General features: G+C 67.1%; 14 protein-coding genes and 3 tRNA genes. 4 read left to right on the forward strand and 13 right to left on the reverse strand.

The window, feature by feature from the left end; genetic code table 11:
• Window positions 1-90: 90 nt before the first annotated feature.
• From AC5P8D_RS00560 to AC5P8D_RS00590, 7 genes are all read right to left on the reverse strand, one after another.
• The gene (locus AC5P8D_RS00560) at window positions 91-756 is read right to left on the reverse strand and encodes an HNH endonuclease (RefSeq protein ID WP_019336875.1); all 666 of its coding nucleotides are present in this window, start codon (window positions 754-756) and stop codon (window positions 91-93) included.
• Window positions 757-1,300: 544 nt separating this feature from the next.
• Entirely contained in the window at window positions 1,301-3,091 is a 1,791-nt protein-coding gene (locus AC5P8D_RS00565) for an acyl-CoA dehydrogenase C-terminal domain-containing protein (protein WP_312662945.1), read from the reverse strand.
• 65 nt (window positions 3,092-3,156) lie between these two features.
• Entirely contained in the window at window positions 3,157-3,633 is a 477-nt protein-coding gene (locus AC5P8D_RS00570; protein ID WP_010486516.1) for an LEA/WHy family protein, read from the reverse strand.
• A 162-nt stretch (window positions 3,634-3,795) separates the two neighbouring features.
• Window positions 3,796-4,347, reverse strand: coding sequence for a lipocalin family protein (locus AC5P8D_RS00575; RefSeq protein WP_329763684.1), 552 nt, complete (start codon window positions 4,345-4,347; stop codon window positions 3,796-3,798).
• Window positions 4,348-4,444: 97 nt separating this feature from the next.
• Window positions 4,445-5,020 carry a hypothetical protein gene (locus AC5P8D_RS00580; RefSeq protein WP_329763683.1) on the reverse strand — a complete coding sequence of 192 codons (576 nt, stop codon included), beginning with the start codon at window positions 5,018-5,020 and terminating at the stop codon, window positions 4,445-4,447.
• A gap of 100 nt (window positions 5,021-5,120) precedes the next feature.
• A tRNA-Phe gene (locus AC5P8D_RS00585) sits at window positions 5,121-5,196 on the reverse strand.
• A 73-nt stretch (window positions 5,197-5,269) separates the two neighbouring features.
• A tRNA-Phe gene (locus AC5P8D_RS00590) sits at window positions 5,270-5,345 on the reverse strand.
• 334 nt (window positions 5,346-5,679) lie between these two features.
• On the opposite strand from AC5P8D_RS00590, the gene curA reads away from it, so the two are divergent.
• Entirely contained in the window at window positions 5,680-6,705 is a 1,026-nt protein-coding gene (gene curA, locus AC5P8D_RS00595; protein WP_010486522.1) for an NADPH-dependent curcumin/dihydrocurcumin reductase, read from the forward strand.
• A 73-nt stretch (window positions 6,706-6,778) separates the two neighbouring features.
• Here the strand turns inward: curA and AC5P8D_RS00600 are convergent, their stop codons facing one another.
• Entirely contained in the window at window positions 6,779-7,621 is an 843-nt protein-coding gene (locus AC5P8D_RS00600) for a methylated-DNA--[protein]-cysteine S-methyltransferase (protein ID WP_235651912.1), read from the reverse strand.
• 132 nt (window positions 7,622-7,753) lie between these two features.
• On the opposite strand from AC5P8D_RS00600, the gene AC5P8D_RS00605 reads away from it, so the two are divergent.
• Complete coding sequence (locus AC5P8D_RS00605) at window positions 7,754-8,515, forward strand: SDR family oxidoreductase (protein ID WP_495202989.1); 762 nt, start codon at window positions 7,754-7,756, stop codon at window positions 8,513-8,515.
• A gap of 6 nt (window positions 8,516-8,521) precedes the next feature.
• On the opposite strand, the gene AC5P8D_RS00610 is transcribed toward AC5P8D_RS00605, so the two are convergent.
• Complete coding sequence (locus tag AC5P8D_RS00610; RefSeq protein ID WP_495202990.1) at window positions 8,522-9,007, reverse strand: hypothetical protein; 486 nt, start codon at window positions 9,005-9,007, stop codon at window positions 8,522-8,524.
• A 160-nt stretch (window positions 9,008-9,167) separates the two neighbouring features.
• Here AC5P8D_RS00610 and AC5P8D_RS00615 point away from each other — a divergent pair, with 160 nt between their 5' ends.
• Window positions 9,168-9,338, forward strand: coding sequence for a hypothetical protein (locus tag AC5P8D_RS00615; RefSeq protein WP_167345310.1), 171 nt, complete (start codon window positions 9,168-9,170; stop codon window positions 9,336-9,338).
• Window positions 9,339-9,400: 62 nt separating this feature from the next.
• On the opposite strand, the gene AC5P8D_RS00620 is transcribed toward AC5P8D_RS00615, so the two are convergent.
• The 4 genes from AC5P8D_RS00620 to AC5P8D_RS00635 all read right to left on the reverse strand — a co-directional run bounded on the left by AC5P8D_RS00620 (window position 9,401) and on the right by AC5P8D_RS00635 (window position 12,457).
• Window positions 9,401-9,476: transfer RNA gene (locus AC5P8D_RS00620), tRNA-Ala, on the reverse strand.
• 94 nt (window positions 9,477-9,570) lie between these two features.
• Complete coding sequence (locus AC5P8D_RS00625; protein ID WP_227200261.1) at window positions 9,571-10,497, reverse strand: alpha/beta hydrolase; 927 nt, start codon at window positions 10,495-10,497, stop codon at window positions 9,571-9,573.
• Window positions 10,487-11,380 (reverse strand): alpha/beta fold hydrolase, encoded by an 894-nt coding sequence (locus AC5P8D_RS00630; RefSeq protein ID WP_010486561.1) that lies wholly within the window; start codon window positions 11,378-11,380, stop codon window positions 10,487-10,489. The genes AC5P8D_RS00625 and AC5P8D_RS00630 overlap by 11 nt, the downstream gene beginning before the upstream one ends.
• Before the next feature lie 21 nt (window positions 11,381-11,401).
• The gene (locus AC5P8D_RS00635) at window positions 11,402-12,457 is read right to left on the reverse strand and encodes a sugar phosphate isomerase/epimerase family protein (RefSeq protein ID WP_049482249.1); all 1,056 of its coding nucleotides are present in this window, start codon (window positions 12,455-12,457) and stop codon (window positions 11,402-11,404) included.
• A 101-nt stretch (window positions 12,458-12,558) separates the two neighbouring features.
• Here AC5P8D_RS00635 and AC5P8D_RS00640 point away from each other — a divergent pair, with 101 nt between their 5' ends.
• Window positions 12,559-13,140, forward strand: coding sequence for a TetR/AcrR family transcriptional regulator (locus tag AC5P8D_RS00640; protein WP_049482252.1), 582 nt, complete (start codon window positions 12,559-12,561; stop codon window positions 13,138-13,140).
• Window positions 13,141-13,319: the final 179 nt, after the last annotated feature.

Genomic DNA, 13,319 nt, shown 5'->3' on the forward strand with positions numbered 1-13,319 from the left:
TCTGAACGCCCATTTTCGCCCTCAAACGGGGGTGGGGCAAGCAAACGCCGCCGGCCGTGACAGGACGGTGAGGGTTGCATTTTCGGCGATTCAGGTGCTCAGTTTTGACCGCTTCGGCAATTGCGCCTTCAGGAAGGCCATCTGGTCGGCCAGGATGTTGCGGTTGGACAGGATCAGATGCTCGATCCAGCTGGGCCGGTAAGGCACCGCCAGCAGTGGCATTCCGGCCTGCTGCGGGGTGCGGTCGCTCTTGCGCGAGTTGCAGTGGAAGCAGGCGGTGACCACGTTTTCCCAGCAGTCCAGGCCGCCCTTGGACAGCGGCATGACGTGGTCGCGGGTGAGCGTGGGGCGGTTGAACTGCTGGCCGCAGTACATGCACAGGTGGGCGTCGCGGGCGAACAGGGCCGGGTTGGTCAGGTTCGGCGTCGGGTCGATCGCGCGGGAGCGGGCGTGGCCGCGCGCGGCGATGATCGGGTGCAGGTCCATCCCGCTCTGCAGGCCGCTGAAGCGGTTTGTGCCGCCGTGGATGTGCAGGCAGGGATCGCCGAGTGTCCAGGCGACGGCTTCGCGGGCGTAGAGGCACGCCGCATCCTGCCAGGTGATCCAGTCCAGTACGCGTCCGTGGGCATCAAGCGAGAGCAGCCGGACCGAACCGGGGCGATGCAGCGTCGTGGCGTTGGGCGATGCTTCGGCGCCCGGAGCAGAAAACGGAGCTCCGGCTTCGATCAGACCCAAGCGTGTAGTGTCTGTCTCCATCGGGAGAACAGCTTATACCTGAATCATTGCGATTTGGGTATCGCCCTGTGGGCGAAACCCAAATCGCAAGATTCAGGTCCGCGCATTCCTCCTATCCCCCGCACCTGTCGGTGCGCCCCCCTTAACAAAGGGGGGCTCTTCTCCAGAGGGATTTCGGTGGTTTTCATCCACGCATGACGTGGATCTACGCAGATCGCGGGGAACTGTCAGAGGCGGGGAGGTGTGGGTTGGCAGGACCGTTGGCGCCATGGGCCCGAGGCATGCCTCGGGCGGGTTGGGCAGGACGCCCCAACCCCGGTCTTGCCGTGTGCGCAGGACAGCGCACACGAGCAAGGCGCCATCGAGCCCCCAAGGGTGAGGGTGCTTTGCTTGCGAAGCACTGCTTCGCAAGCGCCCGAACGCACAGCCGCCAGCGGCTGGGCCGGACCGCGGAGCGGGGTTTACGGCGTGTCCTGCCAGCCCACACCGCCCCGCCATCCACCGGGATGCAGCTGTTGCTTTTGCGGTTGCCGGCCAGCGGCCGGCGCAACCGCGGGTGCCCGGCTCAGGCGCCGAAGCGCTCGTCGTCCATCGCCATCAGCGGGGCGGCGCCGGCCTGGATGGCGGCGGCATGGCTGAGCGTGCGCGGCAGCACGCGGGCGAAGTAGAACCGCGCGGTCTCGCGCTTGCCCTGGGCGAAGGCGGCGCCGTGCGCGCTGGCATCGGCGGCGGCCACGCTGCGGGCCCACCAGTAGGCCAGAACCACGTAGCCCGAATAGAACAGGTAGTCGTAGCTGGCCGCACCCAGTTCGTCCGGGTTGGCGGCCGCGCGCTGCAGCACGTCCAGGGTCAGCTTGCTCCATTCGGTGGCCTTTGCGCGCAGCGGGCCGATGAACTCGGCCAGCGCTTCGTTGCCCTCGTGTTCCTTGGCGAAGGCTTCGATCTCGGCCAGCATCAGCTTCAGGCCGGCGCCCTGGCTGGACGCGGTCTTGCGGCCGATCAGGTCCAGTGCCTGGATGCCGGTGGTGCCTTCATAGAGCGTGGTGATGCGGGCGTCGCGCGCCAGCTGCTCCATGCCGTGCTCGCGGATGTAGCCGTGGCCACCGAAGCACTGCAGGGCGTTGTAGGTGTTCTCGATACCCCACTCGGTCTGGCAGGCCTTGGAGATCGGGGTGAGGAAGCTTACCAGGGTGTCGGCGCGCTCGCGCTCGGCGGCGTCCTCGGCATGGTGGGCGACATCGATCAGGGTGGCAGCGTGCAGGGCCAGCAGGCGGCTGCCCTCGACCAGTGACTTCACGGTCAGCAGCATGCGGCGCACATCCGGGTGCACCAGGATCGGGTCGGCCGGCTTGTCCGGGAACTTGGCGCCGCTGAGGGCGCGCGACTGCAGGCGCTCACGGCTGTACTTCAGCGCGTTCTGGTAGGCGCGCTCGGACAGGCCAATGCCCTGCAGGCCCACACCCAGACGCGCGGTGTTCATCATGGTGAACATCGCCTGCAGGCCCTTGTGCGGCTGGCCGACCAGGTAACCCTGCGCACCATCGAAGTTCATCACGCAGGTGACCGAACCCTTGATGCCCATCTTGTGCTCGATCGAGCCGCAGCGCAGTGCATTGCGCTCGCCGACGTTGCCATCGCGGTCAACCTTGAACTTGGGGGTGACGAACAGCGAGATGCCCTTGGCGCCCGGAGGGGCGTCAGGCAGCTTGGCCAGCACCAGGTGCACGATGTTGCCGGTCAGGTCGTGCTCGCCAGCGGTGATGAAGATCTTGGTGCCGGTGATCGCGTAGCTGCCATCGGCATTCGGCTCGGCCTTGGTCTTGAGCAGGCCCAGGTCGGTGCCGCAGTGCGGCTCGGTCAGGCACATCGTGCCGGTCCAGCGGCCTTCGATCAGCGGCTTGAGGAAGGCTTCGTGCTGCCAGGCTTCGCCGTGCTGCTTCAGCGCTTCGATGGCGCCGTGCGAGAGCAGCGGGAAGTTGCCCCACGCCAGGTTGGCGGCGTTGATCATTTCGTTGAGCGGCACGCCTAAGGTGTGCGGCAGGCCCTGGCCGCCCAGCTCCGGCGAGGCGGTCAGGCCGGTCCAGCCGCCATCGACGAACTGGTCGTAGGCCTGCTTGAAGCCGGGCGGGGTGGTCACTTCACCGGTGGCCTGGTCGAGCACGCAGCCGATCTCGTCGCCGACGCTGTTGAGCGGGGCCAGCACGGTGGCGCTGAAGCGGCCGGCTTCTTCCAGCACGGCATCGACCACGTCGGCGGTGGCGTCGGTGAAGCCCAGGCGGGCGAACAGGGGCTCGACCTTGAGCACATCGTGCAGGGCGAAACGGAGGTCGGAAAGCGGGGCGGTGTAGCTGCTCATCGGTACGTCTCGATTTGATCAGGGACAGGGGGAGCGGCGCCGGGCGCCGCGGCGGAAAGCGGGAGTCAGCGCAGCACGCCCGGCAGGCCCGGGGCCTGGTTGAGGGTGCTGCGGCTGCTGATGTCGAAGCTGCGCTGCTTCTTTTCCTGCGGCGTGGCCGCCACCGTTCCCTTCAGGCCGTAAGCCAGGGTGCGGTTGCTGGCCAATGCGTCGGCCACCACCAGGCGTGCGGCCGAGCTGGGCACGAGGTCGACATTGATGACATCGGCCGAGGTGCCGCCGATGGAGATGCCCGGCTTGGCCTGCAGGGTGCCGGCGTCGCTGTCGCCGACGGTCAGCGCCAGCGCGACGTCATCGAAGGTCATGGGCATGGAGCTGTAGTTCTGCAGGCGCAGGGCCACGGTCCAGTTGCCGTCGGCGCGCACGGTCAGCTGCTGCAGGCTGGCCGCCGGTTCCGAAACACGCTTGACGATGCCGTTGTTGCAGGCAACAAGGGCGAGGGTGCACAGGACGATCAAGGCGATACGGAAACGGTGGAGCATGGGCGCAGGTCCTCTGGAGGGGTGCGTTGGATAAGCATACTACGGCGTATGGTCGTTTGGATCGCCTGTGGCGACCCGTCGCAGAGGGTAGCGCGTGAAGATGGCGGCCGGGCGTGCGCAGCGCCGGATGGCGCACGCGTGGTGCGCTGGATGCCGGGCGGTTCAGTCGGCGGGCGTATCGCGAATCGGGGCCATCAGGCGCAGTGGGCCGAGGTCGTAGCCCATGGCTTCGGCTTTTTCTTTCAGCTGTTCGAACCGGGCGCGATCCATTTCCGGCAGGCGCGAGAGAATCCACAGGTACTTGCGGTCCGGTTCACCGACCAACGCCCACTGATAGTCCGGATCCAGTGCCAGGACCCAGTAGTCGGCCCAGACCAGCGGCACCCAGCTCAGCCAGTCCGGCACGAAGCGCACTTGCAACTGGCCGGGATGGCCGGCGACCGGGCGTGCTACGCCTTCGGCAACCACACGTTCTCCGTCGCCGTTGCGGCAGGCGTTGGTGACACTGATGCGGCCATCGCGGCGCAGCCCGTAGTTGGCGGTGATCTCGCCGACGCACTGCTTCTGGAACGACACCGGAAGATGCGCGATCTCGTGCCACTGGCCGGCATAGCGATCGATGTCCAGCATGTCGACCGCGCGCACCGGCTCGGCGGCGATCACCGGCAGGGCGGCCAGCAGCAGGCAGGCGAGCAGGGCGGGGCGCAGAGGCATCGGCGTACTCCGTTCAGGAGTCCTGAGCTTAGGCGAGCGGCCAAGGCCACGTGTAAAGGTTCCATGCGCCGGCAACCATTGCCGCCGACTGTTGCAACTACCGCTCGAACGGGCGTTGACTGCGCTCGTCGCCGTCAAAGGTAAGCGTTCGCGTATGCAGCGTGCCGCTGTTCATATCCCATTTGAAGGTGTCCAGCCCTCCGCCGCCGGTTCCCTTGGAATGCAGGCGTACTGCGCCGCGGGTCAGATTGTCGGTCAGCAGCAGTTGCGCGGAGCCGTCGGCGTCCACACGGAGTCCGGCCCGGTCCCGCCAACGGTCCTCGTCCTGTCCCTTCGGGGCATCCAGGGCGAGAGCGACGCTGTCGTCCTCGAATGTACTCAGGCCGCCTCGCTCGGCGCCGGAAGCATCGAAAATCAGGATGCCCGCGGCGCGGCTTCGTCGCCCGTCTTCTGCGCTGTCCTGGCCAATCTCCACCCGCACCACGCCGTGCTCGTCGAGTACCTGCAGCTGCCGCGTGCTCAAATGATCGACGTGTAATGGGGCATCGCGCTGCGAAAGCAGCCAGGCCGTGACTGCGGCCAGGCCCAGCAACAACACGGACAGCCCGGCAACCAGCCAGTGCAGGCGTCGCAGCGATTGCTGCAGTTGGGGTAGAGAAGGTGCGTCATCCATGTCATCAGTGCTCCATGCAGTGAACCAAGGACGGTACTACAGAGCCGGCAGGCACGGTCGCGCAAAAAAAAAGACCTGCATTTCTGCAGGTCTCTGAAGATGGTGGCCGAAGACGGAATCGAACCGCCGACACGGGGATTTTCAATCCCCTGCTCTACCAACTGAGCTACTCGGCCAAATTGTGTGGCAACCGTCATCAAACCCGGTTTCCGGAAAAAAAAGACCCGCATTTCTGCAGGCCTTCGAAAGTGGTGGCCGAAGACGGAATCGAACCGCCGACACGGGGATTTTCAATCCCCTGCTCTACCAACTGAGCTACTCGGCCACATGTTTCGTTGCAGCGAGGTCGCTGCCAAGGACGCGTATATTACGGAGGTCGGCTGCCTTCGGCAAGCGTTTTGCCAAGATTTCTTCACATTGCCGTCTGCGTGCTCGCAAGTGCTTGATCCTCCGTCGTGGGGCGGGGCGTGGTCAGTCGATCATCGTCTGCGGTGGAAATCAGCAGATCGCCGCGATCGTCAAAGCTGCAAGGGCAAGGGCTGCGCCGGACCCGTGCCGCGCCGGTCCATGGAACGCTGTTTTCGTGGCCGCCATCGGGGATGGCTGCGGCGTAGTGTCGGCACTCCTTTCCTGATGCTGGCAACAGCAGAGACCTGGCCATGTCCGATTCCTCGACCACCTCCCGCATCGTGCTTGCGTCGCGTCCGCAGGGGGCGCCAAGTGCAGCCAATTTCCGCCTGGAACAAGTTGCGTTGCCGACATTGGCCGCTGGCGAGGTGCTGCTGCGCAACCGCTACCTGTCGCTGGACCCGTACATGCGGGGACGCATGGACGAGGGCCCGTCGTACGCCGCGCCGGTGGCGGTGGGCGCGGTGATGGAAGGGCAGACCGTGGCCGAGGTGTTGCAGTCGAACGCCGAGGGCGTAGCCACAGGTGAGCTGGTGCTGGCACCGGGTGGCTGGCAGACCCACGCGGTGCTGCCGGCCAAGGCACTGGGGCGCCGGCTGGATCCGGCCGGGCTGCCGCTGAGTACGGCGCTGGGGGTATATGGCATGCCCGGCTTCACCGCCTATTCCAGCCTGCATGAAATCGCCCGTTTGAAGGCGGGCGAGACATTGGTGGTGGCTGCCGCGACCGGGCCGGTGGGTGCGACCGTGGCGCAGCTGGCCAAGCTGCAGGGCGCGCGCGTGGTCGCCATCGCCGGTGGCGAAGCCAAGCGCGCTTACCTGCAGACGTTGGGGGTGGACGTGGCGCTGGATCATCGCGCCGCTGATTTCGCCGCGCAGCTGCGCGCAGCGGTTCCTGCGGGTATCGACGTGTATTTCGAGAACGTGGGCGGGCACGTGCTGGATGCAGTGCTGCCGCTGCTCAACGACTTTGCCCGCGTTCCGGTGTGCGGCACCATCGCCACCTACAACGAGCGCGGCGTCGAGCAGCCCGGTCCGGACCGGTTGCCCGCACTGTTCAGCCAGATTCTGCGCCAGCGCCTGACCGTGCGCGGTTTCATCGTGCACGACTTCAACCACCTGTGGCCGGACTTCGAACGCGAGATGCCGCAGTGGCTGCGCGATGGCCGCATCCAGTACCGCGAGGATGTGGTGGAAGGGCTGGAGAATGCGCCGGAGGCGTTCTTCGGGCTGCTGAAGGGGCACAACTTCGGCAAGCTGGTGGTGAAGCTGGATTGAGGGCTTGGCGGTGTGCCGACCAAGGTCGGCACCTACCGGAAGCTGGGCGTGCCGACCAAGGTCGGCACCCACGTCAGACAGTCGAGGCCTTTTCCCGGCGCAGCAGTTCGCGCTTGCGCGCTACACCCCACGCATAGCCGGACAGGTCCCCATCGCGACGTACGACGCGGTGGCAGGGAACTGCCACCGCCAGCGGGTTGCTTGCGCATGCACGTGCTACGGCACGGCTCGAGCGGGGCGCGCCGATGCGTGCGGCGACATCCGCATACGACGCGGTCTGCCCGCGCGGAATCTGCTGCAGCGCCTGCCATACCCGTTGCTGGAACGCGGTGCCGCGGATGTCCAGCGGCAGCGTGGCGCCCCGCGTGGGATCCTCGACCAGGCCCACCACCTGTGCCACCAGTTGTTCATAGCCCTGGTCGGCGCCGACCAGTTCGGCCTGGCGGAAGCGTTGCTGCAATGATTGCAGCAGCGTCTCCGGATCGTCGCCGAGCAGGATCGCGACCACGCCGGTGGCACTGCTGGCCACCAGCACGCTGCCCAGTGAACTTTCGGCAAGCGCGAAGTGGATGACTTCGCCACGCCCCCCTGCGCGCCATTGCTTGGGAGTCATGCCCAGCAACTTCGGTGCGTTCTCGTAGAAACGCCCGCTGGAACCGAAGCCGGCATCGTGGAAGGCGTCGGTGATGCGTTCCTGCTGTTGCAGCCCGGTGCGCAGGCGATCGGCGCGCAGCGCGGCAGCGTACTGCTTCGGGGTCAGCCCGGTGGCCTCCTTGAACAGGCGGTGCAGGCGGGTCGGGCTGCAACCCGCGATCCCGGCCAGTTCCTGCAGCGAGGGTTCGTCGAGGCTGTCCTGCAGGTAGCGGCAGATGCGTTCGACGCGGGCATCGAGGGCGGTGGTGGCGGTACTGTCCATGGCCGGATTCTGGCACGCGCCGGTGCTGCGGAAACTCCGTTTCCTGCACCGATGGGCCAGGCCCGGAAACGGAGTGTTGGTAGGGGAGAGGCGCGGCATCGTGGCGGCCACTTCACAACCGGTACCACGACCATGCGCCTGAACAACAAGATCGCTCTCATCACCGGTGCCAGCGCCGGCATCGGCCGCGCCAGCGCCCTGCGCTTCGCTGCCGAAGGGGCAAAGCTGGTGCTCAACGCACGGCGGCCGGAGCCGCTGCAGGCGCTGGCCGAGCAGATTCGCGCCGCCGGTGGCGAAGCCGTGGTACATGCCGCCGACGTGGCCGACCCGGGTACGGCGCAGGCGCTGGTCGATCTGGCCCAGCAGTCATTCGGCGGCCTGGATATCGCCCTCAACAATGCCGGCATGCTTGGCCCGGGCGTGCCGGCGGCGGAGTTCCCGGTGGACGCCTGGCGCGAAGTGATGGCGACCAATCTGGATGCCGCCCTCCATGCGGCACGCGCGCAGTTGCCGGCACTGCTGGCGCGCGGCGGCGGCTCGCTGGTGTTCGTGGGTACCTTCGTCGGCCACACCGTGGGATTCCCGGGCATGGCGGCCTATGCGTCGAGCAAGGCCGGGTTGATCGGCCTGAGCCAGGTGATCGCTGCCGAATACGGCGCGCGCGGCGTGCGCAGCAACGTGCTGCTGCCCGGTGGCACCGATACCGAGATGGGGCGGCAGGCCGCACCCACCGGCGATGCCCGCGACTTCGTGCGCTCGCTGCACGCACTGAAGCGCATGGCCGAGCCGGAGGAGATCGCCAACGCGGCGCTGTTCCTGGCCAGCGATGAAAGCAGTTTCGTTACCGGAACCGCGATGCGTGTGGAAGGTGGGGTGTCGATCACACGTACCTGAGCGGGGTCAGGAGCGTGGCGCGTAGCGGATACCGCTGCTGGCCATGAAGCCTTTCGGATCGAAACGGGCCCAGGCTTCGCCCCAGCCGAACCGGGCGTGGCCGCCGGCCAGCTTGCGACCCAGCGCCGCACCCAGGGTGCGGCGCATGAAGGCGACTTCGGCATCGATCGCGGCCTGGGTCGGCCAGCCGTCTTCCAACGTTGCACCGGGTAGATCGACGCCCATTGTCACCATGTCGAGCTGTTGCCCGTGGAAGCACAGGCTGATGCCAGCGGGCGCACCGCCCAGGCTGAGCTGGTGCAGGCTGAGCCAGTGATAGCCGGTGCCGACATCGCGCTCTCCTCGCATCAGCGTGGCAAAGGCGACACGCGCCTCATCCCGTGGCAGGGTGGGGCCGATCAGTGTCGGCAGGTTGCCGAGCTGGATGCTGCCCTTGGTCGCATCGAGGAGCATCGGCAACGCGTGGGCTGCGTGCTGGGCAGAAGAGGGCATGGCATACCGGTGGGCGTGGTGCCCCGGATTCTGGCTGCGCGGGGCCGTGGCGGCAAGCCCGTGCCTGCACATGACGTTGGCGCAGGACTGACCTGCGGCTTACCCGGCAACCTCTAGCGTGGTGGGCAACGTGGGCCCGCCGCCGGCGTGGGAGATTTCGATGAACGAGCGAGACAAGGATCAGGACCCGAAGCAGGGCATCCAGGAAAGCCGCCAGGACAGGAAGCAGGACGATGTGGCCAAGCAGCGGCCGGGGCAGCGCGATCAACAGGTGCGCGATAGGCACTCGCGCAGTCCACATCGCAAGGATGGCGGTGAGGAGCCGGCCTGAGCCCCGGGTGCTGAAAAGAAAAAACCCGCAGATCATGGAGATCTACGGGTTCTTCTGAATAGTGGTGGAGCCAAGGAGGATCGAACTCCTGACCTCGTCATTGCGAACGACGCGCTCTCCCAGCTGAGCTATGGCCCCACGGCAGGCTTTCAGTGTAGCGCCGCCTGCCGGGCTTGCCAAGCGCCGGGCCGGAACGGCGGCAGGCGTGGATCTGCCGCCGCCTCCAGCCGGTTCAGGCCAGCGACTGGCGTAGCAGGGCGCCCGCGCGCTGTACCGCCACGCCGGTGGAAACAGCCACGCCCTGCAGGTGGATGCAGGCATGGATCATCCCCGGCAGCCGTTCCAGCGTGCAGTCGACACCCGCAGCCTGCAGGCGATGCGCGTACTGCTCGGCTTCGTCGCGCAGCGGGTCGTGTTCGCAGCTGAGTACGGAGGCTGGCGCCAGCCCCTGCAGGTCTGTTGCGTGCGCGGGCGAGGCCAGTGACGGCGGCTGATCCAGACTACCCAGATAGGCCTGCCAGCAGCGCTGCATCAGTTCGGCGCTGAGGTAGTAGCCCGCGGCGTAGTCGCGGTAGGAATCGCTGCCCATGCCGGCATCCAGCGCCGGGTACAGCAGCAACTGGTGGCACGGTTGCGGCAGGCCGAGATCGCGCAGCAGCAGGCAGCAGGCGGCGGCCAGATTGCCACCGGCGCTGTCGCCACCGATCGCCAATCGCTGCGGGTCCAGGCCGAGGCGCTCGGCGTTGTCCTGCAGCCACGACCAGGCGTCGGCGACGTCATGCAGTGGAACCGGGAACGGGTGTTCCGGCGCCAGCCGGTAGCCCACGGCCACAATCACGCAGCCGCTGGCATTGGCCAGCGCACGGCAGGGGCCGTCATAGACCGCCAGCGAACACTGGAACCAGCCGCCACCGTGGGCGAACAACAGGGCCGGCGCCGGCCCGTCGGGCAGGCCTTCCGGTGTGTAAAGGCGGACCTCCAGCGCCTGCCCGTCGCGTGCGATCACCGCATGTTCGATTACACGCGCAACCGGCTGCGGCGCACCCTGCAACTGTGGCAGCGCGCTCTCGCTGATCGCCCGCAGTTCGCGCAGCTCCTCCGGCAGCGGATGCGCCGCGACGGCGTCGACAAACTGCTGCAGCGCCGGTTCAAGCTGCATGGCGCACCTCCTGCAGGAACGGCAGAAGCTGCGCCAGGAACGCCTGCGGCGCTTCTTCCATGATAAAGTGGCCGCAGCCCGGCACGATGCTGCCGCGCACGTTGTCGGCGTGCGGTTGCAGGGTCAGCATCGGCGCATCGGCGGTGGCGTGCTCGGCGCCGATGGCCAGCACCGGCATCGCCAGCCGGCGCTGTGCACGTTCCTTGTTCTGGCGGATGGTTTCCGGGATCGCGCGGTACCAGGCGAAGCCGGCCCGCAGTGCGCCGGGGCGGCTGTAGGCGGCGATGTAGGTGTCGGCAGCCACCGCGTCACGGCGGTACGACCAGCGGTCGAACATGAACTCCAGGTAGGCGCGTTCGCGGCCACTGATCAGTGCTTCAGGCAGGTCCGCGACCTGGTTGAACATGAAGTGCCAGAGGAAGATGTTGTCGGCCGGGGCAGCGAAGATGCCCGGTTCCGGCGCCAGGCCGGGAATCACCGCTTCGGTAACCGCCAGCTGGCGCACCGCCTGCGGCTGGTCGCTGGCCAGTGCATAGGCAATCCACATACCGATGTCATGTCCGACTACCTGGTAGCGCTCGTGGCCCAGCGCCTGCATGGTCTGGTGCAGGACGGCGGCGGCACTGCCGGTGTCGTAGCCGTGGCTGGGGCGATCGGATTCGCCGATGCCCGGCGGATCGACCGCGATGGCTTCGAAGCCGGCTTCGGCCAGGGCGTGCAGCACATGGCGCCAGGCGTACCAGGTCTGCGGCCAGCCGGGAATCAGCAATACGGGTTCACCGTGACCCGCGGACACGCAATGCACGCGCTGGCCGTCGATGCGCAGGTAATGGTGGCGCAGGGGAGCGTCGCCGGCAGCGCCAGCGGAAAGAGAAGTGGTCATGAGGGAGTGCTCCGTTGGGGCTCAGGCGATGCCGAGCATCTGCTGCATCTGCGCGGTGCTGATCGGTGCACCGGCGAAGTCGTCGAAGATCTTGTCGGTGACCGGAATGATGTGGTCGTGGATGAATGCAGCGCCTTCGCGCGCGCCGGCTTCCTGGTCCTTCAGGCAGCACTCCCATTCCAGCGTCGCCCAGCCCTGGTAGTCGTACTGGGCCAGCTTGGAGAAGATCGACTTGAAGTCGACCTGGCCGTCGCCCAGCGAGCGGAAGCGGCCGGCGCGCTCGGTCCAGTCGGCGTAGCCGCCATAGATGCCCTGGCGGCCGCTGGGGCGGAACTCCGCATCCTTGACGTGGAACATGCGGATCAGCGGGTGGTAGATGTCGAGGTACTGCAGGTAGTCGAGCTGCTGCAGCACGAAGTGGCTGGGATCAAACAGGATGCGGCAGCGCTCGTGCTGGCCGACGCGCTCGAAGAAGCGCTCGAAGCTGGTGCCGTCGTGCAGGTCTTCGCTGGGATGGATCTCGTAGCAGAGGTTGATGCCATTGTCCTCGCAGCTGTCGAGAATCGGCCGCCAGCGGCGGGCCAGTTCATCGAAGGCGGCATCGATCAGGCCCGGCGGGCGCTGCGGGAACGGGAACAGGTAGGGCCAGGCGAACGAGCCGGAGAAGGTGCCCATGTCCTGCAACCCAAGACGGCGCGAGGCGCGAGCGGCCAGGTGCAGCTGCTGCTGTGCCCATTCCGAGCGGGCCTGCGGATTGCCGCGCAGTGCTTCCGGCGCGAAGCCATCGCAGAGTTCATCGTAGGCCGGATGCACGGCCACCAGCTGGCCGAGGATGTGGGTGGTCAGCTCACTGACCTGCAGGCCGTGCTCGGCCAGGGTGCCACGGATGTCGTCGCAGTAGTCCTGGCTGTCGGCGGCGGTGGCCAGGTCGAACAGGCGTGCATCCCACGCGGGAATCTGCAGCGCCTTGAAATCGTGGCCGGCGGCCCACGCGGCAATGCTGGCAAGTGAGTTGAACGGGGCCTGGTCGCCGGCGAACTGCGCCAGGTGCAGGCTGGGGCCCTTGAGGGTCTGCATGTGTTGCTCCAATTATTTGTCGGTCGACAAAGAATAGGCGCGACTCTCGCGATGGTCAACACCCGCGTTACACTGCGCGCCTCACTGGAGCAGGCAGGCAGATGGCAGGGCGACCGCGCGAATTCGACAGGGACCAGGCGTTGCGCAAGGCGATGCTGCTGTTCTGGCAGCACGGCTATGAAGGCACGTCGATGTCGGCACTGGTCGAAGCACTGGGCATTGCCTCTGCACGCATCTACGCCGCGTTCGGCAGCAAGGAGCAGTTGTTCCGCGAAGCCGTGGCGCTGTACGAAGAAGGCGAGGGCGGTTTCGCGCCGCGCGCGCTGGAGCAGGCAACATTGCGTGAGGCGATCGGTTCGATGCTGCGCGAGGCGGTGATGACCTACACCCGTCGCGGGCGCCCGCATGGTTGCCTGGTGGTGTCCTCGGCCAGCAGCGTGTCGCCCGATGGCGAAGGCGTGCGGGACTGGCTGGCCAGTCATCGTCGCCAGCGCACGGCGGCGATCATCGCGCGGCTGCAGCAGGCGCAGGCCGAGGGGGAGCTGGCCGACGACGCGGAGGTGCAGGCGCTGGGCGACCACTTCGCCACGGTGCTGCATGGCATCTCGGTGCAGGCGCGTGATGGCATCAGCCGCGAGCGCCTGCTGGCGATGGTCGATGTCGCGTTGACCCCGCTGCCCTGAGTCAAGCCTTCAGGGCGTGCGGAATGCCCTGTAACTGTGCCGAAAGCGCTTGTTTCGCCGGGTTTGGGTGCTGCGCAACGAAATCGTAACAATTTGGGGGATAATGGCCGCTTGCGCAGTTTTCCTCCTTTTTGCCGCCCGGCCCGCGCAGGCCGCTCGGACGCCTCCTCAGAGCACTG

It is taken from the genome of Stenotrophomonas sp. YJH_SMC_101-4, assembly GCF_059370395.1.

Coding starts and splice junctions, on each gene's coding strand:
- AC5P8D_RS00560 (WP_019336875.1), bottom strand. CDS start 756: ATGGAGACAGACACTACACGCTTGGGTCTGATCGAAGCCGGAGCTCCG.
- AC5P8D_RS00565 (WP_312662945.1), bottom strand. CDS start 3,091: ATGAGCAGCTACACCGCCCCGCTTTCCGACCTCCGTTTCGCCCTGCAC.
- AC5P8D_RS00570 (WP_010486516.1), bottom strand. CDS start 3,633: ATGCTCCACCGTTTCCGTATCGCCTTGATCGTCCTGTGCACCCTCGCC.
- AC5P8D_RS00575 (WP_329763684.1), bottom strand. CDS start 4,347: ATGCCTCTGCGCCCCGCCCTGCTCGCCTGCCTGCTGCTGGCCGCCCTG.
- AC5P8D_RS00580 (WP_329763683.1), bottom strand. CDS start 5,020: ATGGATGACGCACCTTCTCTACCCCAACTGCAGCAATCGCTGCGACGC.
- curA (WP_010486522.1), top strand. CDS start 5,680: ATGTCCGATTCCTCGACCACCTCCCGCATCGTGCTTGCGTCGCGTCCG.
- AC5P8D_RS00600 (WP_235651912.1), bottom strand. CDS start 7,621: ATGGACAGTACCGCCACCACCGCCCTCGATGCCCGCGTCGAACGCATC.
- AC5P8D_RS00605 (WP_495202989.1), top strand. CDS start 7,754: ATGCGCCTGAACAACAAGATCGCTCTCATCACCGGTGCCAGCGCCGGC.
- AC5P8D_RS00610 (WP_495202990.1), bottom strand. CDS start 9,007: ATGCCCTCTTCTGCCCAGCACGCAGCCCACGCGTTGCCGATGCTCCTC.
- AC5P8D_RS00615 (WP_167345310.1), top strand. CDS start 9,168: ATGAACGAGCGAGACAAGGATCAGGACCCGAAGCAGGGCATCCAGGAA.
- AC5P8D_RS00625 (WP_227200261.1), bottom strand. CDS start 10,497: ATGCAGCTTGAACCGGCGCTGCAGCAGTTTGTCGACGCCGTCGCGGCG.
- AC5P8D_RS00630 (WP_010486561.1), bottom strand. CDS start 11,380: ATGACCACTTCTCTTTCCGCTGGCGCTGCCGGCGACGCTCCCCTGCGC.
- AC5P8D_RS00635 (WP_049482249.1), bottom strand. CDS start 12,457: ATGCAGACCCTCAAGGGCCCCAGCCTGCACCTGGCGCAGTTCGCCGGC.
- AC5P8D_RS00640 (WP_049482252.1), top strand. CDS start 12,559: ATGGCAGGGCGACCGCGCGAATTCGACAGGGACCAGGCGTTGCGCAAG.